Consider the following 22,080-nt stretch of genomic DNA (forward strand, 5'->3'; position numbering starts at 1 on the left):
CATTGCCCGCCATGACTGCGTTCGTCAAACCCGTCACCCTGGTGGGCCGGCACGTCACGCTGGAGCCGCTGCGCGCCGAGCATGCCGAGGGCCTGCGCAACGCCTGCGCCGACGGCGAGCTGTGGAAGCTCTGGTACACCAGCGTGCCCGCGCCCGAGCGCATGGAGGCCGAGATCGCGCGGCGCCTGGCGCTGCAGGAACAGGGCTCGATGCTGCCGTTCGCGGTGCGCGATGCCGCCGGCGAGCTGGCGGGCATGACCACCTACATGAATATCGACGCGACCAACCGGCGTGTGGAGATCGGCTCCACCTGGTATGCGCGCCGCGTCCAGCGCACGCCGCTGAACACGGAATGCAAGCTGATGCTGCTGGGCCATGCCTTCGACCATCTCGACTGCATCGCCGTGGAGTTCCGCACGCACTGGATGAACCAGCAGAGCCGCGCCGCCATCGCGCGCCTGGGCGCCAGGCAGGACGGCGTGCTGCGCAACCACCAGCGCATGCCGGACGGCTCGTTGCGCGACACCGTGGTGTTCTCGATCATCGCCAGCGAATGGCCGGCGGTGCGTCAACACCTGCAATTCCAGCTCGACCGTCCGCGCTGAAGCGGCCGCCGACTGATAGCGAGGCATCATGCTGATCGATTTCTTCTTCTCGCTGCGCCACGCCAAGCTGCCGGTCTCGGTCAAGGAATACCTGACCATGCTGGAAGCGCTCAAGGCGCAGGTCATCTCGCCGTCCATCGACGAGTTCTACTACCTGTCGCGCATGACGCTGGTCAAGGACGAGAAGCACTTCGACAAGTTCGACCAGGCCTTCGCCGCCTACTTCAAGGGCGTCGAGAGCCTGGTCGACTGGAAGTCCGACATCCCGCTCGACTGGCTGCAGAAGACGCTGGAGCGCGAACTCTCGCCCGAGGAAAAAGCCAAGATCGAGGCCATGGGCGGCCTCGACAAGCTGATGGAGCGCCTCAAGCAGCTGCTCGATGAGCAGAAGGAAAAGCACGAGGGCGGTAACAAGTGGATCGGCACCGGCGGCACCTCGCCGTTCGGCCACGGCGGCTACAACCCCGAGGGCATCCGCATCGGCGGCCCGTCCAAGGGCAACCGCACCGCGATCAAGGTGTGGGAGACACGCGCCTACAAGGACTATGACGACCAGGTCGAACTGGGCACGCGCAATATCAAGGTGGCGCTGCGCCGGCTGCGCCGCTTTGCGCGCGAAGGCGCCGACACCGAGCTGGACCTGGACGACACCATCCACTCCACCGCGGCCAACGCCGGCCTGCTCGACATCAAGCTGCGGCCCGAGCGCCACAACAAGGTCAAGGTGCTGATGCTGATGGACGTGGGCGGCTCGATGGACGACCACATCAAGCGCGTGGAAGAGCTGTTCTCGGCCACCAAGACCGAGTTCAAGCACCTGGAGTACTACTACTTCCACAACTGCCTGTACGACTACGTGTGGAAGAACAACCGCCGCCGCCACGCCGAGAAGCTGGCCACGTGGGACCTGCTGCACAAGTACACGCCCGACTACAAGATCATCTTCGTCGGCGACGCCACCATGAGCCCGTACGAGATCCTGCAGCCGGGCGGCTCGGTGGAGTACAACAACACCGAAGCCGGCGCGGTCTGGCTGAACCGGATGACCGAGCAGTTCCCGCACTTCGTCTGGCTCAACCCCGAGCCGGAAGGGCTGTGGCAGTACCGGCAGTCGATCACGGTCATCAACCAGCTGATGAAGGGACGGATGTATCCGGTGACGCTGGCCGGGCTGGAACAGGCGATGAAGGTGTTGTCGAAGTAAGGCAGCGCTGGCTGCTGAAGCGCGTAAGTGGCGGCATCGACATGCCGCCTTTTTTCATGGGTCAGTCCACGGTGATGCCCGCCTGCCGGATGAACCTGCCATAGCGCGCGCGATCCACGTTCTGCCGCTCGGCAAACGCCTGGATGCTCAGCGGCGCCACGGCGCCGCCCAGCTTGTTGACGTTTTCCTGCAGCTGCGCGCCGGCGAGCGTGCGGTTGATCTCGCGGTTCATGCGCTCGACGATGGCCGGCGGCGTGCCGGCGGGCGCATAGACGCCGAAGGTCGAGTCGCCGTCCACGTCCTGCAGGCCGGCCTCGGCCAGCGTCGGCACGTCCGGGTATTGCGCCGCGCGCTTGGCGCTGGCCACCGCCAGCAGCCTGAGCTTGCCGCTGGCCACGTGCTGCAGGCCGGGGCCGGGATCGAACATGAACTGCACCTGCCCTGCCAGCAGGTCGCTCAGGGCCGGGGCCGCGCCCTTGTACGGCACGTGCACGGCGTCCAGCTTGCCGGCGCGTTTGAACATCTCGGCAGCGATATGCGGCGTGCTGCCGTTGCCGGCCGAGCCGTAGCTAAGCCTGCCCGGATGCTCGCGCACATAGGCGATGAACGCTTCCAGCGTCTTCGCCGGCACCGACGGATGCACCAGCAGGTAGACCCGCACCAGCGCCACCGACGCGACCGGGGTCAGATCCTTGATCGGATCGTACGGCATCTTCTTGTAGAGGAAGGGATCGATCGCCACCGCGCCGCCCGAGGTCAGCAGGAAGGTATAGCCATCGGCCGGCGCCTTGGCCACGGCATCGCCGCCGACGATGCCGTTGGCGCCGGGGCGGTTGTCGATCACCACCGGACGCTTCAGCGCCTCGGACAGACCGGGCGAGATGCCGCGCGCCAGCGTATCCGCGGCCCCGCCGGCCGGGAAGTTGACGACCAGCCGGATCGGCTTGTCCGGCCACGGCTGCGCGGCGGCCGGCGCGCTCACGCCAGCCAGCAGGCCCGGCGCGCACAGTGCGGCGCAAAGGGCGCGCGCGATACGGTGGGGGAATCGCATGATGGTTGTCTCCTGCCTTAGGTTTTGCTGCAGCCTGCCGCAGCGCTCTGCGGCGCCACTCAGAACGGATATTGCCGTGGCGTGGTCTGCACCGTGATCCAGCGCAGCTCGGTGAAGGCATCGATCCCGGCCTTGCCGCCGAAGCGGCCATAACCACTCGCCTTCACGCCGCCGAACGGCATCTGCGCCTCGTCGTGCACGGTCGGGCCGTTGACGTGGCAGATGCCCGATTCGATGCGGCCGGCGACCCGCATCGCGCGCGCCACATCGCCGCCGAACACGGCCGCCGACAGCCCATAGGCCGAATCATTGGCGCAGGCAATGGCCGCTTCCACGCCATCCACGCGCACCACGGCCTTGACCGGCCCGAACGATTCCTCGCGATAGATCTCCATGTCCGGCGTCACGTAATCCAGCACCGTGGCCCGCATCAGCGTGTCGGCCGCCTTGCCGCCGCAGACCAGCCGCGCGCCCTTGGCCAGCGCGTCGTCGATCATGGCGTTGCAGCGCTCGACGGTGCTCATGTCGACCACCGAGCCCAGCACCGCCGGGCCGGTGCGCGGATCCGCCAGCGGCAAGGCGCCGGCGCGCGCGGCAAAGCGTGCCACGAAGGCGTCCGCGATGCTGGCATCCACCACGATGCGCTCGGTGGACATGCAGATCTGGCCCGAGTTGGCGAAGGCGCCGAAGATGGCACCGTCCACCGCGGTGTCCAGGTCGGCATCGTCCAGCACCACCAGCGGCGCCTTGCCGCCCAGTTCCAGCACCGCGGGCTTCAGGTGGCGCGCGCAGGCCTGCGCGATCAGCCGCCCCACGCGCGTGGAGCCGGTGAAGTTGATGCGGCGCACTGCCGGGTGGGCGATGATGGTCTCGACCACGGCGGCGGCATCGGCCGGGGCGTTGGTGACAAAGTTGACCACTCCCGCCGGGAAGCCCGCCTCCGCCAGCGCATCGACGATCAGGCCATGCGTGGCCGGACAGATCTCCGAACCCTTCAGGATGACCGTATTGCCGCACGCCAGCGCCGTGGCCACGGCGCGCACGCCCAGGATCACCGGTGCGTTCCACGGCGCGATGCCCAGCACCACGCCCGCGCCCTGCCGCACCGCCATGGCCAGGCTGCCCGGCACGTCGGAGGGAATCACCTCGCCGTTGATCTGCGTGGTCAGCGCAGCGGCCTCCTGCAGCATGCCGACGGCAAGTTGCACATTGAAGCCGGCCCACATCGCCGACGCACCGGTCTCTGCCGCCATCGCGGCGGTGAGCGCCCCGGCCTTGCCTTCAAGTGCCTGCGCCGCGCGCATGAGCAAGGCGCGCCGTTCGCCCGGCCCGGTGTCGCGCCAGGCCGGGAAGGCGCGCGCGGCAGCGTCGGCAGCGGCCAGCGCATCGGCGGCGGTGGCTGCCGGCGCCCGCGTGGCCACGCTGTGGTCAAGCGGGTTGCGGCGCTCGAAGGTGGCACCGTTGGCGGCCTGCGTGCGCTCGCCGTTGATCAGCATGGTGATGCTTTGCATCCTGGAGTCTCCTGGAAGGGGTACTTCGTCTGTCGTCTGTCGTCTGTCGTCTGGCGCCGCGGCTCAGGCCACCTCGATCTCCACCACGGTCGGCACACGCATCCGCAGGGCTGTCGCCAGCGCTTCGCGCAATGCGGCAGGATGAGCCACTCGCGCCGCCTCGCAACCATGCCCGAGCGCAATCGACACGAAATCCAGATCGGGCAAGGCCGTGCCGACCAGCGGATCATCGCTGCCAAGGCCGAAGGTCGGCGCAAACTCCTGCAGGGCGGCGTAGCGCCGGTTGTTGAGCACAATGAACGTGATCGGCAGGCCCAGTTGCGCGGCGCTCCACAGCGCCTGGATCGAATACATGCTGGAGCCGTCGCCGACCAGGCCGATCACCTTGCGCCCCGGCTTGCCCAGCGCGACGCCCACTGCCGCGGGCAGGCCGTAGCCAAGCCCGCCGCTGCACATCGTATAGAAGGTCTCGCTGCGCAGGATGGGCAGGTGGCGATGCATCACCGGGCGCGCGCTGGGCGCTTCCTCGACCACGATGGAATCAGGGTCGCGCAGCTCCGCCAGCGTCTGCAGGACATAGGCGACGCTCATCGGCATGCCGGGCTCGGCGCGCGGTGCCGGCACGCGCGGGCGCGGGGCTTCGCGCCGCGGCGGCGCCGGGCGCGCCAGCAGGTCGGCCACGCCCTGACGGATGCTGCCGACTGCGGCAGTGCCCACCGGGGCCCATGCGGCGATATTCGGATCGTCGATCAGCTGCACCACCTGCGCCCCGGGCGGCGCATGGGGGCCACCCCCCTCGACGTGATAGGTGAAGGCTGCCGCCCCCAGCGCGAACACAAGGTCGTGGCCCGTGAGCAGCCCGACGATCTTCTCGCGCATCGCCGGCAGGAAGCCGGCAAACAGCGGATGGTCTTCCGGAAAGCCGCAGCGCCCCGACATCGGCGCCACCCACACCGCCGCCTGGTGCCGTTCCGCCAGCCGCACCACATCGTCCCAGGCGCCATCGCGGTCCACGGCCGCGCCCACCACGAACGCCGGCCGGCGGCTGGCATCGAGAGCGTCGCCGATCTGCGCCAGCAGTGCCGGCTGCACGCGGCTTTCAGTGCTGACCGTGCGCGGCAGCACCGGCTCGCACGGCCGGGCCCAGTCATCGGCGGGAATCGAGATCAGCACCGGCCCGCGCGGCGGCTGCATGGCGATGTAGTAGCCGCGCGCAATCGCCAGCGGCACGTCTTCGGCCCGCGCCGGCTCGCAACTCCACTTCACGTAGGGCTTGGGCAGCTCGGTGGCTTGGGCCGAGAACAGGAAGGGTTCGAACGGCAGGATCGAGCGCGCCTGCTGCCCGGCAGTGATCACCATCGGGGTGCGGTTCTTGTGGGCGGTGAAGATGCTGCCCATGGCATGGCCGACACCGGCCGCCGAGTGCAGGTTGACGAAGGCCGCATTGCGGGTGGCCTGGGCATAGCCATCGGCCATGCCCACCACCACGGACTCCTGCAGGCCGAGGATGTAGCGGAAGTCGTCGGGAAAATCGAGGAACAGCGGCAGCTCGGTCGAGCCGGGATTGCCGAAGATGGTGGTCATGCCGAACGCGCGCAGCAGGTCCAGCACAGCGGTGCGCACGGTCGTGGGAGTGGCGGAGGCGGCAGGCGTGGCGGAAATGGCCATGGTCGTGGAGGCTCCAGTGCGGAATCAGTGACAAAGCTTGCGGACCAGTATGGACAATCAGGCCTTGCCCAGAAATTGCCGTTTTGGGGCAAAGTCATTACGATTCGGCATGACCCTCGATCTGCGCCAGCTCCTTGCCTTCCTTGCGGTGTGCGAACACGGCAGCCTGGGCCGCGCCGCCGCACAGCTGAACCTCACCCAGCCGGCACTGAGCCGCACCATCCAGCGGCTGGAAGCCCAGCTGGACGCGCCACTGTTCGAACGCTATGCCACCGGCATGGTGCTGACGGCCTACGGCGAGGCCCTGCTGCCGCACGCCAACCTCTTGCGCCACGAGGCCGAGCACGCCACCGAGGCCGTGCGCGCGCTGCGCGGGCTGGCCGCCGGCACCATCCGCGTGGGCACCGTCGCCAGCGTCGCCAGCGTGGTGCTGCCGGAGGCGATCGAGGCGGTGCTGGCACGCTGGCCTGGGCTGCGCGTGCGCATTGTCGAAGGGGTGGGAGATTTCCTGGCCGATGCGCTGCTGCGCCGCGAGATCGACCTGGCCATCGGCATCGCCCTGCCGGAGAACGAGGAAATCTGCGCCGTGGCGGATGTTGGCTGGAGCGACAGCAGCTTCGTGGTCGCCGCCGCCGGACATCCGCTGACGGGCAGGACGGCGCTGCGGCTGGCGGATACCGCCGCTTGCCGCTGGGTCATGCCGCCGCGCGGCACGGCGCCCTTCGACGAACTGCAGCGGCTGTTTGCGCGCGCCGGGCTGCCGCCGCCGGACATCGTCGCCGAAACCCGCTCGATCATTGCGCTCAAGGCGCTGGTGGCACGCGCGGGCTTCCTCAGCTGGATGGCTGCGCCGATGTACGAGGCCGAGCAAAAGGCCGGCATGATCCTGCCGCTGCCCATTGAAGGCGCCCAGGCGCCGCGCCGGCTGGCGGTGTACCGGCGCCGCCAGGGCATCCTGCCGGCGCCGGCGGCGAAGCTGCTGGAGCAGTTGCGCCGGTTGACATCGGACGTGGGCTGAACGTCAGGTGGGCCGCGCCAGGTCGGCCCCTTCCATCACCCATGCGCGGAACGTGCGCAGCGCCGGCAGGTGCTGCTTCTGCTCCGGATAGCACAGGTAATAGCCCTTCTTGGCCAGCACCTGGGCCGGATGCGCCACCACCAGCGCCCCGGTGGCCAGCTCTTCCTCGATCAGGCAGCGCGGGATCAGCGCGATGCCCAGACCCGAAAGCGCGGCCTGCGTGAGCAGCGAGAACTGGTCGAAGCGCGCGCCGCTCCAGGCCTCGCGGGTTGGCACCCCCAGCGTGGCGAACCAGTCGGGCCAGGCTTCGGGCACGGTGGTGTGGTGCAGCAGCGGATAGCGCAGCAAGGCAGCGGGCGTGGGCGCAACGCCGCCGGGCTCGGACGCCAGCAGGCCCGGACGGCACACCGGCAGCACCTCGCGCCCGGTCATGTAGTCGGCCAGGCTGCCGGGCCAGACGCCGTCGCCGAAGCGGATCGCGGCGTCCAGGTCCGGCTCGGAAAAATCGTAGCCCTGCGCGTGCGGCACGAATTCGAGCTTCACCTCCGGATGGCGCGCGAAAAACTGCGGCAGGCGCGGGATCAGCCACTTGGCGCCCAGCGTCGGCATGCTGGCGATATGCAGCACGCCGCCCCGCCCCTGCCGCGCCATCAGCTCGACGGTGGCGGCCTCCAGCTCGTTCAGGCTGGGGCCGATGCGCTCCAGGTAGCGCTCGCCCGCGGTGGTCAGCATCAGGCGCTGGCGCACGCGCTGGAACAGCTCCACGCCCAGGTAAGCCTCCAGGCTGCGCACCTGCTTGCTGACCGCGCCTTGCGTGACATGCAGTTCACGCGCGGCTACGGTAAAACTGTTATGGCGTGCCGCGGCCTCAAAGGCCTGCAACTCGGTCAGCGACGGACATAAGCGTCGCATAAATCACCTCTAATTCACGACCAAATGGAATGAGCTAAGGATTTTATTTCGTTTGCGGCACGCTTGCTCGGGCGCGCAGAATCGTGAAATCCACTTTATTCCTCCCCTCGCCCTGGATCCCCCCATGCAACGTCGCCATCTTCTCCGCCTCCTGGCCGCCGCTTCGGCCGCCGCCGCTGCCGGCATCTCCTTCAGCGCCATGGCCCAGGCCGGCTATCCGACCAAGCCGATCACGCTGGTGGTGCCCTTCCCCGCCGGCGGCACCACGGACATCGTCGCGCGCATCGTCGCCGACAAGCTCGGCCAGCAACTGGGCCAGGCCGTGGTGGTGGACAACCGCGGCGGCGCCGGTGGCAGCATCGGCACCGCTTTCCTGTCCAAGGCGGCGCCGGACGGCTACACGCTGGGCATTGCCACGGCCTCGACCCATGGCATCAATCCGGCGGTCTACCCGCGCCTGTCCTACGATGCAACCAAGGACTTCACAACCATCACCAACCTGGCCTCGGTGCCCAACGTGATGAGCATCAACCCGGCGGTCAAGGCCACCGACATGAAGTCCTTCATCGCGCTGGCGCAGTCGCAGCCCAACAAGCTGGCCTATGGCTCGGCGGGCAACGGCAGCGTCTCGCACATGATGGGGGAACTGTTCAAGATGAGCAGCAAGACCGAACTGCTGCACGTGCCCTACAAGGGCGTGGGCCCGGCGCTGAACGACGCGCTGGCCGGCCAGGTGCAGGTGCTGTTCGACAACCTGCCGTCGTCGCTGCCGTTCATTGAAGGCGGCAAGCTGCGTGCGCTCGCCGTGGCAGCGCCCAAGCGCGTGGCCGCGCTGCCCAACGTGCCGACCTTCGCCGAGCTGGGCCTGGGCGAAGTCAACGACGCCGCCTGGTTCGGCCTGATCGCGCCGGCCAACCTGCCGGCGGATATCCAGACCAGGCTCCACACCGCCGCGGTCAAGGTGCTGGCACTGCCGGAAGTGAAGGCCAAGCTCGAGAAGCTGGGCGCGACCCCGGTAGGCGATACGCCGGCGCACTTTGCCGCCCAGATCAAGAGCGAAGTGGCCAAGAACAAGCGCGTGGCCGCCGCCGCCAGGATCTCGCTCGACTGACTTTACGGCAACACCATGACCGACACCGACCGAACCACCGCGGACAGTCCGTTCTACCTGTACCAGCCCGAGGGCGAGCCCGCGGCGCTGTTCCTGGACTCGCCGCACAGCGCGACGACCTACCCGACGGACTTCCGCCCCGACCCCGCGCTGCCGCTGCCGCTGCTGCGCCAGGCCGAAGACACTTTTGTCGACGAGCTCTACGCCGGCGCCCCGGCGCGCGGCATCGCGCTGCTGTGCGCGGGCTTCCCGCGCAGCTACCTGGACGCCAACCGCGCGCTGGAAGAAATCGACGAAGCCCTGCTCGACGCACCCTGGCCCGGCGCCCGGCAGGAGACCGCCAAGACCCGGCTGGGCAAGGGCCTGGTCTGGCGCGTGCTGGACACCGGCGAGGCCATCTACGACCGCAAGCTGAGCGTGGAAGAAGTGCAGGCGCGCATCAACCGCTGCTACCTGCCCTATTACGCGCAGCTGCAGAAGCTGGCCGACCGCGCCGTCGCCAGCCACGGCAGCGCCTGGCATATCAACTGCCATTCGATGCCGAGCCACGCCGCGCCATTCGCCACCGAGTTCCCGGGGCTGGAGCATCCGGATTTCGTGGTCGGCGACCGCGACGGCACCACCTGCGACAAGCGCTTCACCGACCGGGTCGAGGGCGTGCTCAAGGAGATGGGCTACGACGTCTGGCGCAACCACCCGTACAAGGGCGTGGAGATCGTGCGCGTGGTGGGCCAGCCCCAGGCCGGCTGCCACAGCCTGCAGCTGGAGGTCAACCGCAAGCTCTACATGGACGAGGTGGGCCTGACGCATACCGCGGGCTTTGCCAGGCTGCGCCATGACCTGAACCTGCTGCTCGACGAGCTGCTGCGCTTTACGCGCTCGATGCCGTCGCGCGTGGCCTGACCCGGGCCGGGGCTGCGCCACGCAGCCCCGCACAAGCTGCGGGTTCACCGCAGTTGTGCGAGACAGGGGATTCCTGCTAGCGCACAAGTCACTTGTTGCACGACATCATGCGTTAGAAGAATGGGTAACAAGATTTAGGAACTTTGTCAGATAGGTTTCCTCTATCATGGCATTCCTTTGCGAACCCATCTTGCCTGCCGGCCCTACGGCGCCGCGGGCAAACCCAAGAACGCACACACCGCTCACACCGTGATCCGACGAATCTCCGAACTGCTCGGCAGCCGGCTCCGCATGGTGGCTGCCGCAGTGGCCGGTGCGATCGCGCTGGCAGGCTGCGCCAATATGCCGGCCGATGATGCCAGCGCCGGCCCGGCACCTGCCCCGGCACCCGCCGCCGCGCCCGCCCGATCTGCCGCCGCCCCGGCACCCGCCACTCCCACGCCACCCACCAAGACCGTCACCCTGCCCGACCGCGGCCGCGTCAGCCTGTCCGAGTACCGGACCCGCATGCGCGAACAACTGATGAAGACCGAGAACGCCACCAGCGACGTGGCGGACTGCGCCGCCCACGCCAGCTGGGTGGTGCCGCGCTCGGCCAGCTACGATGCATTGAAGATCCCCACCGGCGCGCTCGCCGCGGGACAGGCCACGACCGAGCCATGGAGCGGACGCTTCTCGCCCGGCAAGCAGGCCGTACCGGTCAGCTCGGTGGTCACCTTCGCCGCCACCGCGCACAAGCGCCGCGGCAGCGACGACTGGCAGCCGGTGAAGGTGCGCTGCGGTTATGACGACGGGATGATGCTGGCGTATGAGCTGCTGGACAGCGGCGGCGCCACCATCAGCGAACCGGCTGCCGCGCCGGCCGTGCCTGCTGCTACGCAAGCTTCGGCAAGCAAGAGCCGCAAGGGGGCCAAGGGCAAGAGCACGGCATCGAAGTCAAGCAAGGCGACGGCGTCCAGGTCGTCGAAGTCAACGAGCGCCAAGTCCACCTCCGGCTCGGCCAAGACGACCAGCAAGGCCAAGAAGAAGCAATAGGCGCAAAGCGGGCGCACCGCGTCCGCGCCAACGCCGTTCCGGCCCACCCGGTTTCGTCCGGTTGGGCCGTTTGCGTTGGCTCAGCCCAGGTAGTCCAGGATCGCCTGCAGCATCGCCATCCCCAGCAGCGCACTGCGCGCCCCGTTCCAGCCGACCGCCGGATCCGGCAGGTCGGCATTGTCCTTGAACGGCATCTCCAGCGTCAGCGCCAGGCAGCCGAAGGTATGCCCGATGTGCTTGGACGCCAGCTTGAGCGCATCCGCGTTGTACTTGCTGGCCGCGTAGCCGTGCACATCCTGGAAATCCGGCGAGACCCGCTTGAAGGCCTCGATAAAGCGCTGCTGCTCGCGCCGGCGCGCCTCGGTAAAGCCCGGCAGCATCTCGCTGCCGGCGACGAAGTTGTACGGCAGTCCCTCGTCGCCATGGATGTCGAAGAACATGTCGCAGCCGCTGGCCTCGATGGCGCGGCGCACGTGGTAGACCTCGGGGCTGGTATCCGGGCTCGGCGCCATCCACTCGCGGTTCAGGTTGGCGCCGGCGGCGTTGGTGCGCAGGTTGCCGCGCGCCGAGCCGTCCGGGTTCATGTTCGGCACGATATGGAACACCGCGCGCTCCAGCAGCTTGCGCGCAACCGGGTCGCCCGCCCACATGCCGGTGCCGGTCAGGCGCTGCAGCACGCCTTCGACAAACCATTCGGCCATGCTCTCGCCCGGGTGCTGGCGCGCGATCATCCAGATGGTCTTCTTGCCGGGGCCGGGCTGGCCCAGCGTGACGCGGGTCATGTCGCGCCCGTCCACGGTGCTGCCCAGGTGCGACAGCCGCGCCAGCGGCGAGCGCTGGCAGCTGGCCAGCAGCGACAGGTGGCGCTCATCCGGATACGGCTCGAAATACGCAAACCAGATGCTGTCGTGCTCGGGCGTGAATTCCACCGTCATCACCTGGCCGTCAAAGCGCGTCGGCACGCGGAACCAGTTGGCGCGGTCGTACGAAGCCACCGCGCGGTAGTCGCGCCATCCGTCCGGGTAGGTGCAGTCGCCGGCGTTCAGGAAGTGCATCCGGCACGCCTGCCCCGCCGCGCCCTGCAGGCGGAAATGGAACCATTGGCGGAAGTCGGCGTGCGAATCGGCGCGGATGCGCAGGCGGATATCGTCGGCGCGGTCGAGCGCCTCGACCTCGATGGCGCCGGAGTCGAATTGCGAAGAGATGTGCAAGGCGGCAGGCATGGCTGGCAGTCTCGTGGCGATGGGTTTCAGTCTTCCAGGCGGCGGCGGAACACCCAGCGGGTGGTATCCGAGGCCGCGGCGTCGAAGGCGTAGCCGTCTTCGGCAAAGCGCTTGAGCTTTTCCGGCTCGGTCACGCGCTGCGTCACGGCGTAGCGCGCCATGGTGCCGCGCGCGCGCTTGGCGTGGAACGAAATGATCTTGTAGCGGCCGCCCTTCCAGTCCTCGAACACCGGCGTGACGATCCTGGCCTGCAGCACCTTGGGCCGCACCACCTTGAAATATTCTTCCGAGGCCAGGTTGACCAGCACCGGCGCGCCTTCCTGCCTAAGCGCGGCCATGTCGGCGTTGATCATCTGCGTGACATCGTCGCCCCAGAACGCGTACAGGTCCTTGCCGGCAGCGTTGTCGAGGCGCGTGCCCATCTCCAGCCGGTAGGGCTGCATCCAGTCCAGCGGGCGCAGCACGCCGTACAGGCCGGACAGGATGCGCAGGTGCTTCTGCGCAAAGCCGAGGTCGTCGGCCGACAGCGTTTTCGCTTCGAGGCCGTCGTAGACGTCGCCATTGAAGGCCAGCACCGCCTGCTTGCTGTTGGCCGCGGTGAACTCCGGCGACCAGTCGCCGTAGCGCGTCACATCGAGCACCGCGAGCTTGTCGGAGATGTCCATCAGCGCGCCCACATCCTGCGGCGCCAGCTTGCGCAGGCGCTCGATCAGCGTGGCGGAACGGTCGATAAAGCGCGGCAGCGTATGGGTCTTGAGGCGCGGGGGAGTCTCGTAGTCCAGCGACTTGGCGGGAGACAAAACGATGAGCATGGCAAAATCGCGGCAGTAGCCAAGGACAAACAAGCCAAGATTGTAGCGAATGCGCCTCGACACCACCGCAACCACCCTCTTCGCCAGCCCCGCCGGCGTCACATCTGCGCCGCGCGTGGTGCTGGACTCCAACATCTGGGTGGACCTGCTGGTCTTCCGCGACCCCCATGTGGAGCCGATCCGCACCGCGCTTGAGGCCGGCACCATCGCCCCGGTGATCCGCGCCGACTGCCGCGAGGAACTGCGGCGGGTGCTGGCCTATCCGCAATTTGCCCGCTTTGACATCGATATCGATGCCGCGCTGGCCACCGTCGACCGCCTCGCCAGCCTGGAAGCCGCGCCGCCGCAGGCCGACTACGACGCCATCCGCCTGCCCCGCTGCAAGGACACCGACGACCAGAAGTTCGTTGAGCTGGCGCACTTTGCCGGCGCCGCCTGCCTGGTATCGAAGGACAAGGCCGTGCTCAAGCTGCGCACCCGCCTGCGCCGCAGCAGCGGCGTGGAAGTGATGACGCCGCCGGCCTTCGGTGCCTGGCTGGCCGCGCTTGGCGCCGCCAGCGCCGCCGATCCGCTTTAGAATGTCGGCTCCCGGCGCCGCCTACGTGGTGGCGCCGCACGCCTGATCGCATCCCGTCCCCACCGCATCGACACGTTCGCATCATGTCCGCAGACACCACCCACACCCAGTTGACGCCGCTGACCCCGCCGCCCTCGCGCCTGCCCGCAGTCGGCACCACCATCTTCACCGTGATGTCCGCGCTGGCCACCGAGAAGAACGCCGTCAACCTGGGCCAGGGCTTCCCGGACTTCGACTGCGACCCCAGGATCGTCGATGCCGTGACCGCCGCCATGCGCGCCGGCCATAACCAGTACCCGCCGATGGCGGGCGTGCCGCGCCTGCGCCAGGCCATCGCCGCCAAGATCGCCAGCCTCTATGGCCACCAGTACAGCTGGGACACCGAGATCACCGTCACCGCCGGGGCCACCCAGGGCATCCTGACCGCGATCCTGTGCGCGGTGCATCCGGGCGACGAGGTGATCGTGCTGGAGCCGTGCTACGACAGCTACCTGCCCGCGATCGAGCTGGCCGGCGCCACCGCCGTGCCGGTCACGCTGGAAGCGCCGGAATTCCGCGTGCCCTTCGACAAGCTGGCCGCCGCGATCACGCCGCGCACGCGCATGATCCTGATCAACACGCCGCACAACCCCACCGGCACGATCCTGCGCGCGGCCGACATGGACCAGCTGGCGCAGATCCTGGCCGGCACCGACATCCTGCTGCTCTCGGACGAGGTCTACGAGCACATGGTCTACGACGGCCAGCAGCACGCCTCGGTCTCGCGCCATCCTGAGCTTGCGCGCCGCAGCTTCGTGATCTCCAGCTTCGGCAAGACCTATCACGTGACCGGCTGGAAGGTCGGCTACGTGGCCGCGCCGGCCGCGCTGATGGCCGAGTTCCGCAAGGTGCACCAGTTCAACGTGTTCACCGTGAACACGCCGGTGCAGCATGGCCTGGCCGACTACATGGCCGATCCAGCGCCCTACCTGCAGCTGTCGGCGTTCTACCAGGCCAAGCGCGACTTCTTCCGCGCCGGGCTGGCCAACAGCCGCTTCAAGCTGCTGCCGTCGGACGGCACCTACTTCCAGTGCGTCGACTACTCGGCCATTTCCGACCTGAGCGAGGCCGACTTCGCCATGTGGCTGACGCGCGAGATCGGCGTGGCCGCGATCCCGGTCTCGGCCTTCTACACGCAGCCGCGTGAATCGGGCGTGGTGCGTTTCTGCTTTGCCAAGAAGGAAGAGACGCTGGCGCTGGCGCTGGAACGGCTGGCCAGGCTGTGATGAAAACAAAAACGCCCGCGATGAATTCGCGGGCGTTTTTCACACATGCGGCAGTTCACGCCGCTTCGCTTACTACTTGCTGCGGCTCGCCATCAGCTCAAGATTGGCCTTGCGGTCGGCATTGACCTTCTGCACCGATTCACGCGCCGACAGCGTCTTCAGGTAGTCCTTGACCGGCAGGTCGGCCAGCAGGTCGGTGCCGTAGATGATCTTGGTGCACGACGACACCAGCGGCAGGTGCGCCGCGGCGGCGCAGTCGGCCAGCGTGAAGGTGTCGCCGGCGATATACGGCGAGAACTTCGCCAGCTTGGCGAAGGCGGGGACATAGCGCGTCAGCAGCTTGTGCTGGCGGTCCTTGACGCCATCGCTGACCTTGCCGCCGAAGAATGCCTCGGGGTACAGCTCGCGCGCGGTCAGCTCCAGGTACAGTTCCATGAAGACGACGATCTCGCGCACCTTGGCGGCCTGGTACGGGTCGAGCGGCAGCAGCGGCGTCTGCGGATAGGCCGCCTCGACGTAGTCGACGATGGCTTCGGACTCGCACAGCGGGCCGGATTCGGTGATGATGTAGGGCACCTTGCCCGCGGGCGTGGCCGCCAGGTCGGTCTGGCCGATCCAGGCCAGCACCTCTTCGAACGGCACGTTCTTTTCCAGCAGCGCCAGCTTCACTTTGTTGTAGTAGTTGCTGGCGGCAAAACCGCAGAGCTTCAGCATGTCGTCTCTCTCCGTTATTGGAATGATCCCCGCATCGCACGGTGCGGATGTCGGGTGATTGTGGACCATCCGGGGTCTGCAGTGTACCGGCTGGCCGATCAGCGCACGCCGCCTGCCCCGCCGGACTGTTGCGGAAGGTGCAAAAAACGTACGATCGTGCTAATTTAACCACAACTTTTGGGGCAACTGATGAGCACTTTCACCATCGATACGCTGGGTATCGTCGGCACCGGCGCCATGGGCCGGGGCATCGCGCAGATCGCCGCGCAGGCGGGCCTGACCGTCAACCTGTACGACGCCAACCCGCAAGCCGTGGCCGCCGCGCGCCAGTACCTGCAGGACACGCTGGCCAAGCTCGCCGACAAGGGCAAGATCAGCGCCGCCGACGCAGAGGCCACGCTGGCCCGCGTCAAGCCCTGCGGCACGCTGGAAGACCTGGCCGGCTGCGACATGGTGCTGGAAGCCATCGTCGAGAAGCTGGAGGTCAAGCGCGACCTGATCGCCAAGCTCGAAGCGGTCCTGCGTGAAGACGCCGTCATTGCCTCCAACACGTCGTCGCTGTCGATCACCGCGATCGCCGTGGGTTCAAGGCACCCGGGCCGCATCGCCGGCTACCACTTCTTCAACCCGGTGCCGCTGATGAAGGTGGTCGAGGTCATCGACGGCCTGTCGGGCAACCCCGCGGTGGGCGACGCGCTGATGGCGCTGTCGCGCCGCATGGGCCATACGCCGGTGCGCTGCAAGGACATGCCAGGCTTTATCGTCAACCATGCCGGCCGCGGCATGAATATCGAAGGCCTGAAGGTCGCGCAGGAAGGCGTGGCCGGATTTGCCGACATCGACAACATCATGCGCGAGCAGGCCGGCTTCCGCATGGGCCCGTTCGAGCTGATGGACCTGACCGGGCTGGACGTGTCGCACCCGGTGATGGAATCGATCTACAACCAGTTCTACCAGGAACCGCGCTACCGCCCCTCGCCGATCACCGCGATCCGCGCGGTCGGCGGGCTGATCGGCCGCAAGGCGGGTGCTGGTTTCTATTCGTATGCCGATGGCCAGAAGCAGGTGCCGGCAGCCGCCGCGGTGCCGGGCGCACGTCCGTCGAGCGTGTGGGTCAGCCACGCCAGCGAGCGCGGCCACGCCATGGTGACCAAGCTGCTGGGCGCGCTGGGCGTGACCCCGGAAGGCGGCAACAAGCCGTCGGCCGACGCGCTGATCATCGTCACCCCGCTGGGTCTGGACGCCACCACCAGCGCGCTGCAACAGGGCCTGGACCCGGCCCGCACGGTTGCCATCGACACGCTGCTGCCGTTCGAGGCCACCAAGCGCCGCACGCTGATGACCACGCCGGCCACCAGCGCCGCCGCCCGCGATGCCGCGCACGGCCTGTTCGCCAGCGACGGCGTGCCGGTCACGGTGATCCGTGATTCGGCCGGCTTCGTCGCGCAGCGCGTGCTCTGCTGCATCATCAATATCGCCAGCGATATCGCGCAGCAGCGCATCGCCACGCCGTCGGACATCGACCTCGCCGTCAACCTGGGCCTGGGTTATCCCAAGGGCCCGCTGGCGCTGGGCGATGCGGTCGGCCCGCAACTGGTGCTGGAGACGCTGCGCAACATGGAAGCGCTGACCGGCGACATGCGCTACCGCCCGAGCCCGTGGCTGTGGCGCCGTGCCGGCCTGGGCCTGTCGCTGCTGGCCGAAGAGCAGTAAGCCCGCCACCGCCCCACCGACCGAGCCACGCCCATGCCCGCACAGTTGCTTTCCCACCGCGTCGATTCGACCCTGGTGCTGACCATCTCGAACCCCGAGGCACGCAATGCGCTGCACCCGGACATCTACGCGGCCTCGCAGCAGGCGCTGGATCAGGCCGCCGCCGATGACTCGGTGCGCGCGGTCATCATCAACGGCGCCGACGGCATTTTCTGCGCCGGCGGCAACCTGAACCGGCTGCTCGGCAACCGCAGCCAGCCGCAGGAGGTGCAGGCCGCCAGCATCGCCCTGCTGAACGGCTGGGTCGAGTCGCTGCACGCCTTTCCCAAGCCGATCATCGCGGCAGTGGAAGGCGCGGCCGCGGGCGCGGGCTTTTCGGTGGTGCTGGCGTGCGATTTCGTGGTGGCGGCCAGCAATGCCAAGTTCGTGATGGCCTATGTCTCCGTGGGGCTCACGCCCGACGGCGGCGGCTCGTATGAGATCGCACGCGCGCTGCCGCGCCCGCTGGCCAGCGAGCTGATGATGGAAGGCAAACCGGTGGACGCGGCGCGGCTGGCGCAGTTCGGGCTGGTCAACCGCGTCACCGAGCCGGGCCAGGCCCTGGACGAGGCCCTGCGCCTGGCCGCTGGCCTTGCCCGCCAGTCGCCGCACGCCGTGGGCCGCATCAAGGCCCTGATCAACCACGCAGCCACCGCATCGCGCGCCGAACACCTGCTGGCCGAGCGCGACAGCTTCGTCGCCGCGCTGCACCACCCCGACGGCGGCGAAGGCATCAGCGCCTTCCTGGAAAAGCGCAAGCCGCAGTACCTCTGAAGCCGGGCGCCGGACGCCTGGCTTTACCCGAACGGCCAGCCCGCGACAGACGGGCATGCCGCACAATGCAAGGAGACAACGCATGGAACTGCCGCCGCCCTCGCGTCGCCGCATCTACCTGATGCGGCATGGTGCCGTTTCATATTTCGACGAGGCCGGGCGCCCTGCCCTGCCCGAGATGGTGCCGCTGAACGAGACCGGTCGCATGCAGGCGACCGCCGCCGGCCGCGCCTTTGCCGCCGAACAGATCCGCTTCGACCGCGTCATCGTCAGCGGACTGCCGCGCACGGTGGAGACCGCGGAGCGCGTGCTGGCCGAGCTGCCGGAGATGGACGGCATCGTGCCTGAAGTCTGGCCCGCGCTGCAGGAGATCCGCGGCGGCGACCTGTCCGCGATTGCCGACCAGGACCTGCGCGACGCCTTCGTCGGCGCCTTCGAAGGCGAAGTCCCGGAAGACAAGCGCTTCCTCAACGGCGAGACCATCGGCCAGTTCCTCGACCGCGTGCTGCCCGCGCTGGAGCGCCTGCGCGCCGATCCCGACTGGGACACCGCGCTGATGGTGCTGCACGGCGGCACCAACCGCGCCATCCTGTCGCAGGCCATCACCTGCGGGCGGCGCGTGTTCTTCGGCTCGCTGCTGCAGACCGCGGGCTGCATCAATGTGCTCGACATGGGCGACGGCCCGCTCGACTGGGTGGTGCGCATGACCAACTACTCGCCGCCCACGCCCGTGCACAGCGGCACGCGCCACACCACCATGGAAGTGCTGCTGCACCAGTATTTGCGCGGACGCCAGCCGCAGGGCTGAGCGCGCCGCGGACTTGATCGAATCCCAACCGATACCGAACAGAAAACCAACGGAGACAGCATGACCAGCAACGTATCGCACTTCGAGGGCACGCGCCCGGTGGCGGACCAGCAGCGCTTCGACACCGACGCGCTGGAAGCCTGGATGCGCCAGCACGTGGAGGGCTTTGCCGGCCCGCTGACCGTGGAGCAGTTCAAGGGCGGCCAGTCCAACCCGACCTTCAAGCTGGTCACGCCGGGCCAGACCTACGTGATGCGCGCCAAGCCTGGCCCCAAGAGCAAGCTGCTGCCTTCGGCGCACGCGATCGAGCGCGAATACCGCGTGATGGCCGCGCTGGCCGGCAGCGACGTGCCGGTGGCGCGCATGTACGCGCTGTGCGAGGACGAGTCCGTGATCGGCCGCGCCTTCTACATCATGGAGTTCGTCGCCGGCCGCGTGCTGTGGGACCAGTCGCTGCCGGGCATGAGCACCGCCGAGCGCAGCGCCATCTACGACGAGATGAACCGCGTCATCGCCGCGCTGCACACGGTCGACTACAACGCCATCGGCCTGGGCGACTACGGCAAGCCCGGCAACTACTTCCAGCGCCAGATCGAGCGCTGGACCAAGCAGTACAAGCTGTCCGAGACCGAATCGATCCCATCGATGGACGCGCTGATGGACTGGCTGCCGCAGCATATCCCGCAGGAAGACGCCGACCTGACCTCGATCGTGCATGGCGACTACCGGCTCGACAACCTGATGTTCCACCCGACCGAGCCGCGCGTGCTGGCGGTGCTGGACTGGGAACTGTCCACGCTGGGCCACCCGATGGCCGACTTCAGCTATCACTGCATGAGCTGGCATATCGCCCCGGGCCAGTTCCGCGGCATTGCCGGCGTTGACTTCGCCGCGCTGGGCATCCCCGACGAAGCCAGCTACCGCCGCCTGTACGAGCAGCGCACCGGCCGCCCGATCACGGGCGACTGGAACTTCTATCTGGCCTTCAGCATGTTCCGCATCGCCGGCATCCTGCAGGGGATCATGAAGCGCGTGGTGGACGGCACCGCGTCGTCGGCGCAGGCGCTGGACGCAGGCAAGCGCGCGCGGCCGATGGCGGAGATGGGGTGGCAGTACGCACAGAAGGCGAAGGGCTGACGCGGCAACTGCTGCAGCAAAAGAAGACGGGCGCCGAGGCGCCCGTTTTTCATCTGCATCGCGCGACGCTCAATCCCCCAGCGCCACCCCTTCCCGCCGCGGGTCCGCACCACCGGCCCACACCACCTTGCCGTCAGGCCCCTGCTTGCGCATGATCGCCTGCGTGCCGCTGGTCATCTCGATCTCGGCCACCTGGTGGCCGCGCTGCTGCAGTGCCTGCACCAGGCCCGGCGAGACCAGCCCCTTCTCCACCTCGGTCGGGCCGTTGCGGCTGCCGAAGTTGCCCATGCCGATGGCGGCCTGCACGTCCATGTTCCAGTCCAGCATGCCGACCAGGGTCTTGGACACATACTCGATGATCTGCGAGCCGCCCGGCGAACCGACCGTGGCGACCAGCTGGCCGCTCTCGCGGTCGAACACCAGCGTCGGCGCCATCGACGAGCGCGGGCGCTTGCCCGGCTGCACGCGGTTGGCCACCGGCTTGCCGTTCTCGCTCGGCACGAAGGAGAAATCGGTCAGCTGGTTGTTCAGCATGAAGCCGCGCACCATCAAATGGGAGCCGAAGTACGACTCGATCGTGGTGGTCATTGAAATCGCCCCGCCGCGGCCATCGACCGCAACGATCTGCGAGGTGGAGACGCGCGGCGGTGAACGGTCGGGCGCGTAGGCCATCGCCGTGCCCGGCGGCACCCCCGGCTGGGCCTTGCTCATGCTCTTGTCGCCGATCAGCTCCGCGCGCGTGGCAAGGTAGGACGGGCTGACCAGGCCGGTCACGTTGACCGGCACGAAGTCGGCATCGGCCACGTACAGGCCACGGTCGGCGTAGGCCAGGCGGTCGGCTTCGGAGATTGCGTGGACCGCGTCGGGATTGGCCTCCATCACCGCCGGCGTGTTCACGCCCTGCGGCTTGAGCGCGGCCAGCGCGTACTTGGGATTCTTGGTCTCGAGCGCCTGCAGCGTGCCCAGGATCTGCGCGATGGCGATGCCGCCCGACGACGGCGGCGGCATGCCGCAGATCTTCCAGCGCTTGTAGTCGGTACAGACCGGCACGCGCTGCTTGGCCCGGTAGCTGCCCAGGTCAGCCAGCGACAGCGAGCCGGCATTGCTGCCGCCGTTGACCTTGGCGACGATATCGCGCGCGATCGGCCCGTTGTAGAGCACGCCGGCACCGCGCCGGGCGACATCGCGCAGGGTCTGCGCCAGCTTCGGGTTCTTCAGCACCGTGCCGGCCGGCTTGGGCTTGCCCTGTGCATCCAGGAAGTACGCGGCCATCTCCGGCGAATTGGCCAGGAACTTGTCGGCAGCCACCTGCGTGTACAGCCGCTGCGAGATCGGGAAACCCTTCTCGGCCAGGTCGATGGCGGGCTGAAACAGCTTGGCCCACGGCAGGCGGCCGTGCTTCCGGTGTGCCATTTCCAGCGCGCGCATCACGCCGGGCGTGCCGACGGAGCGTCCCCCGATCTGGGCCTCGCTGAACTCCATGGGCTTGCCGTCGGGGCGCAGGAACAGGTTTTCGGTGGCGCCGGCAGGGGCGGTCTCGCGGCCGTCGAAGGCCTGAACGTTCTTGCCGTCCCAGTACATGATGAAGGCACCGCCGCCGATGCCGGTGGCCTGCGGCTCGACCAGCGTCAGCACGGCCTGCATCGCGATGGCGGCGTCGATGGCCGAGCCGCCCTGGCGCAGGATGGCGCGCCCGGCCTCGCTCGCCAACGGGTTGGCCGCGGCAGCCATGTGGCGCTGCGCGTAGACGGTGGACATGCCCGGGCGATACCCGGAGGCAACTTCCGGGGCCGGCGGCATCGCGGCAGGCGGTGTCGTGGCCGACGGCGCGGCCGGTGCTGCGGGCGCGGCGGTCCCTCCGCCCTGGGTACCACAAGCACCGAGCAGCGCAGTCAGGGCAAGGGCCAGCGCGCCGCGCCACGCCATCGAAGAGAGGTCAGGGTGAGACATGCGATATCTCCTGGGGAAGGATCAAACGATTGTAGTGGCGATCGGAGCAT

General features: G+C 68.3%; 20 protein-coding genes. 12 read left to right on the forward strand and 8 right to left on the reverse strand.

Annotated features, from left to right (window positions below):
- Positions 1-11 precede the first annotated feature (11 nt).
- Positions 12-605, forward strand: coding sequence for a GNAT family N-acetyltransferase (locus AC1Q6V_RS16035; protein ID WP_011614889.1), 594 nt, complete (start codon positions 12-14; stop codon positions 603-605).
- Between the two features lie 28 nt (positions 606-633).
- Positions 634-1,809, forward strand: coding sequence for a vWA domain-containing protein (locus AC1Q6V_RS16040; protein WP_454749350.1), 1,176 nt, complete (start codon positions 634-636; stop codon positions 1,807-1,809).
- A gap of 61 nt (positions 1,810-1,870) precedes the next feature.
- Here the strand turns inward: AC1Q6V_RS16040 and AC1Q6V_RS16045 are convergent, their stop codons facing one another.
- The 3 genes from AC1Q6V_RS16045 to mdlC all read right to left on the reverse strand — a co-directional run bounded on the left by AC1Q6V_RS16045 (position 1,871) and on the right by mdlC (position 6,039).
- Positions 1,871-2,860, reverse strand: a complete 990-nt coding sequence (locus tag AC1Q6V_RS16045) for a Bug family tripartite tricarboxylate transporter substrate binding protein (RefSeq protein WP_011614887.1) — start codon at positions 2,858-2,860, stop codon at positions 1,871-1,873.
- A 59-nt stretch (positions 2,861-2,919) separates the two neighbouring features.
- The gene (locus AC1Q6V_RS16050; RefSeq protein ID WP_058696933.1) at positions 2,920-4,371 is read right to left on the reverse strand and encodes an aldehyde dehydrogenase; all 1,452 of its coding nucleotides are present in this window, start codon (positions 4,369-4,371) and stop codon (positions 2,920-2,922) included.
- Positions 4,372-4,434: 63 nt separating this feature from the next.
- The gene (mdlC, locus tag AC1Q6V_RS16055; RefSeq protein ID WP_454749349.1) at positions 4,435-6,039 is read right to left on the reverse strand and encodes a benzoylformate decarboxylase; all 1,605 of its coding nucleotides are present in this window, start codon (positions 6,037-6,039) and stop codon (positions 4,435-4,437) included.
- A 109-nt stretch (positions 6,040-6,148) separates the two neighbouring features.
- Here mdlC and AC1Q6V_RS16060 point away from each other — a divergent pair, with 109 nt between their 5' ends.
- A complete protein-coding gene (locus AC1Q6V_RS16060; RefSeq protein ID WP_010809071.1) occupies positions 6,149-7,057 on the forward strand; it encodes a LysR family transcriptional regulator in 909 nt (302 codons plus the stop codon).
- Positions 7,058-7,060: 3 nt separating this feature from the next.
- On the opposite strand, the gene AC1Q6V_RS16065 is transcribed toward AC1Q6V_RS16060, so the two are convergent.
- Positions 7,061-7,969: a LysR substrate-binding domain-containing protein gene (locus tag AC1Q6V_RS16065; protein ID WP_010809072.1), complete on the reverse strand. Its 909-nt coding sequence runs from the start codon at positions 7,967-7,969 to the stop codon at positions 7,061-7,063.
- A 124-nt stretch (positions 7,970-8,093) separates the two neighbouring features.
- Between AC1Q6V_RS16065 and AC1Q6V_RS16070 the strand changes: the two genes are divergently transcribed.
- The 3 genes from AC1Q6V_RS16070 (at position 8,094) to AC1Q6V_RS16080 (ending at position 11,018) form a co-directional block, all read left to right on the forward strand.
- Positions 8,094-9,080 carry a tripartite tricarboxylate transporter substrate binding protein BugE gene (locus AC1Q6V_RS16070; protein WP_058696935.1) on the forward strand — a complete coding sequence of 329 codons (987 nt, stop codon included), beginning with the start codon at positions 8,094-8,096 and terminating at the stop codon, positions 9,078-9,080.
- Positions 9,081-9,095: 15 nt separating this feature from the next.
- Positions 9,096-9,983 carry an N-formylglutamate amidohydrolase gene (locus AC1Q6V_RS16075; RefSeq protein ID WP_010809074.1) on the forward strand — a complete coding sequence of 296 codons (888 nt, stop codon included), beginning with the start codon at positions 9,096-9,098 and terminating at the stop codon, positions 9,981-9,983.
- 249 nt (positions 9,984-10,232) lie between these two features.
- Positions 10,233-11,018: a BspC domain-containing protein gene (locus AC1Q6V_RS16080; protein ID WP_454749348.1), complete on the forward strand. Its 786-nt coding sequence runs from the start codon at positions 10,233-10,235 to the stop codon at positions 11,016-11,018.
- Positions 11,019-11,098: 80 nt separating this feature from the next.
- Here the strand turns inward: AC1Q6V_RS16080 and AC1Q6V_RS16085 are convergent, their stop codons facing one another.
- Complete coding sequence (locus AC1Q6V_RS16085) at positions 11,099-12,241, reverse strand: M14 family metallopeptidase (RefSeq protein WP_454749347.1); 1,143 nt, start codon at positions 12,239-12,241, stop codon at positions 11,099-11,101.
- Between the two features lie 26 nt (positions 12,242-12,267).
- Complete coding sequence (gene yaaA, locus AC1Q6V_RS16090; RefSeq protein WP_454749346.1) at positions 12,268-13,053, reverse strand: peroxide stress protein YaaA; 786 nt, start codon at positions 13,051-13,053, stop codon at positions 12,268-12,270.
- A gap of 49 nt (positions 13,054-13,102) precedes the next feature.
- On the opposite strand from yaaA, the gene AC1Q6V_RS16095 reads away from it, so the two are divergent.
- A complete protein-coding gene (locus AC1Q6V_RS16095) occupies positions 13,103-13,630 on the forward strand; it encodes a PIN domain-containing protein (protein WP_454749345.1) in 528 nt (175 codons plus the stop codon).
- A gap of 83 nt (positions 13,631-13,713) precedes the next feature.
- The gene (locus AC1Q6V_RS16100; RefSeq protein WP_011614879.1) at positions 13,714-14,895 is read left to right on the forward strand and encodes a pyridoxal phosphate-dependent aminotransferase; all 1,182 of its coding nucleotides are present in this window, start codon (positions 13,714-13,716) and stop codon (positions 14,893-14,895) included.
- A gap of 72 nt (positions 14,896-14,967) precedes the next feature.
- Here AC1Q6V_RS16100 and AC1Q6V_RS16105 read toward each other — a convergent pair whose 3' ends face one another.
- Positions 14,968-15,609 (reverse strand): glutathione S-transferase, encoded by a 642-nt coding sequence (locus AC1Q6V_RS16105; RefSeq protein ID WP_010809080.1) that lies wholly within the window; start codon positions 15,607-15,609, stop codon positions 14,968-14,970.
- Between the two features lie 189 nt (positions 15,610-15,798).
- Here AC1Q6V_RS16105 and AC1Q6V_RS16110 point away from each other — a divergent pair, with 189 nt between their 5' ends.
- The 4 genes from AC1Q6V_RS16110 to AC1Q6V_RS16125 all read left to right on the forward strand — a co-directional run bounded on the left by AC1Q6V_RS16110 (position 15,799) and on the right by AC1Q6V_RS16125 (position 20,080).
- Positions 15,799-17,322, forward strand: coding sequence for a 3-hydroxyacyl-CoA dehydrogenase (locus tag AC1Q6V_RS16110; RefSeq protein WP_011614878.1), 1,524 nt, complete (start codon positions 15,799-15,801; stop codon positions 17,320-17,322).
- A 33-nt stretch (positions 17,323-17,355) separates the two neighbouring features.
- Positions 17,356-18,135, forward strand: a complete 780-nt coding sequence (locus tag AC1Q6V_RS16115; protein WP_454749344.1) for an oxepin-CoA hydrolase, alternative type — start codon at positions 17,356-17,358, stop codon at positions 18,133-18,135.
- An 82-nt stretch (positions 18,136-18,217) separates the two neighbouring features.
- On the forward strand, positions 18,218-18,943 hold the full coding sequence (locus AC1Q6V_RS16120) for a histidine phosphatase family protein (RefSeq protein WP_010809083.1): 726 nt from the start codon (positions 18,218-18,220) through the stop codon (positions 18,941-18,943).
- A gap of 60 nt (positions 18,944-19,003) precedes the next feature.
- Positions 19,004-20,080, forward strand: coding sequence for a phosphotransferase (locus AC1Q6V_RS16125; RefSeq protein ID WP_010809084.1), 1,077 nt, complete (start codon positions 19,004-19,006; stop codon positions 20,078-20,080).
- A gap of 69 nt (positions 20,081-20,149) precedes the next feature.
- Here AC1Q6V_RS16125 and ggt read toward each other — a convergent pair whose 3' ends face one another.
- On the reverse strand, positions 20,150-22,030 hold the full coding sequence (ggt, locus tag AC1Q6V_RS16130) for a gamma-glutamyltransferase (protein WP_454749343.1): 1,881 nt from the start codon (positions 22,028-22,030) through the stop codon (positions 20,150-20,152).
- Between the last annotated feature and the right edge of the window lie 50 nt (positions 22,031-22,080).

It is taken from the genome of Cupriavidus sp. GW823-FHT07B10, from assembly GCF_058794355.1.

What these genes read in the sequence shown, in the direction of transcription:
- AC1Q6V_RS16035 (WP_011614889.1), top strand. Translation starts at nt 12, where the DNA reads ATGACTGCGTTCGTCAAACCCGTCACCCTGGTGGGCCGGCACGTCACG.
- AC1Q6V_RS16040 (WP_454749350.1), top strand. Translation starts at nt 634, where the DNA reads ATGCTGATCGATTTCTTCTTCTCGCTGCGCCACGCCAAGCTGCCGGTC.
- AC1Q6V_RS16045 (WP_011614887.1), bottom strand. Translation starts at nt 2,860, where the DNA reads ATGCGATTCCCCCACCGTATCGCGCGCGCCCTTTGCGCCGCACTGTGC.
- AC1Q6V_RS16050 (WP_058696933.1), bottom strand. Translation starts at nt 4,371, where the DNA reads ATGCAAAGCATCACCATGCTGATCAACGGCGAGCGCACGCAGGCCGCC.
- mdlC (WP_454749349.1), bottom strand. Translation starts at nt 6,039, where the DNA reads ATGGCCATTTCCGCCACGCCTGCCGCCTCCGCCACTCCCACGACCGTG.
- AC1Q6V_RS16060 (WP_010809071.1), top strand. Translation starts at nt 6,149, where the DNA reads ATGACCCTCGATCTGCGCCAGCTCCTTGCCTTCCTTGCGGTGTGCGAA.
- AC1Q6V_RS16065 (WP_010809072.1), bottom strand. Translation starts at nt 7,969, where the DNA reads ATGCGACGCTTATGTCCGTCGCTGACCGAGTTGCAGGCCTTTGAGGCC.
- AC1Q6V_RS16070 (WP_058696935.1), top strand. Translation starts at nt 8,094, where the DNA reads ATGCAACGTCGCCATCTTCTCCGCCTCCTGGCCGCCGCTTCGGCCGCC.
- AC1Q6V_RS16075 (WP_010809074.1), top strand. Translation starts at nt 9,096, where the DNA reads ATGACCGACACCGACCGAACCACCGCGGACAGTCCGTTCTACCTGTAC.
- AC1Q6V_RS16085 (WP_454749347.1), bottom strand. Translation starts at nt 12,241, where the DNA reads ATGCCTGCCGCCTTGCACATCTCTTCGCAATTCGACTCCGGCGCCATC.
- yaaA (WP_454749346.1), bottom strand. Translation starts at nt 13,053, where the DNA reads ATGCTCATCGTTTTGTCTCCCGCCAAGTCGCTGGACTACGAGACTCCC.
- AC1Q6V_RS16095 (WP_454749345.1), top strand. Translation starts at nt 13,103, where the DNA reads ATGCGCCTCGACACCACCGCAACCACCCTCTTCGCCAGCCCCGCCGGC.
- AC1Q6V_RS16100 (WP_011614879.1), top strand. Translation starts at nt 13,714, where the DNA reads ATGTCCGCAGACACCACCCACACCCAGTTGACGCCGCTGACCCCGCCG.
- AC1Q6V_RS16105 (WP_010809080.1), bottom strand. Translation starts at nt 15,609, where the DNA reads ATGCTGAAGCTCTGCGGTTTTGCCGCCAGCAACTACTACAACAAAGTG.
- AC1Q6V_RS16110 (WP_011614878.1), top strand. Translation starts at nt 15,799, where the DNA reads ATGAGCACTTTCACCATCGATACGCTGGGTATCGTCGGCACCGGCGCC.
- AC1Q6V_RS16115 (WP_454749344.1), top strand. Translation starts at nt 17,356, where the DNA reads ATGCCCGCACAGTTGCTTTCCCACCGCGTCGATTCGACCCTGGTGCTG.
- AC1Q6V_RS16120 (WP_010809083.1), top strand. Translation starts at nt 18,218, where the DNA reads ATGGAACTGCCGCCGCCCTCGCGTCGCCGCATCTACCTGATGCGGCAT.
- AC1Q6V_RS16125 (WP_010809084.1), top strand. Translation starts at nt 19,004, where the DNA reads ATGACCAGCAACGTATCGCACTTCGAGGGCACGCGCCCGGTGGCGGAC.
- ggt (WP_454749343.1), bottom strand. Translation starts at nt 22,030, where the DNA reads ATGTCTCACCCTGACCTCTCTTCGATGGCGTGGCGCGGCGCGCTGGCC.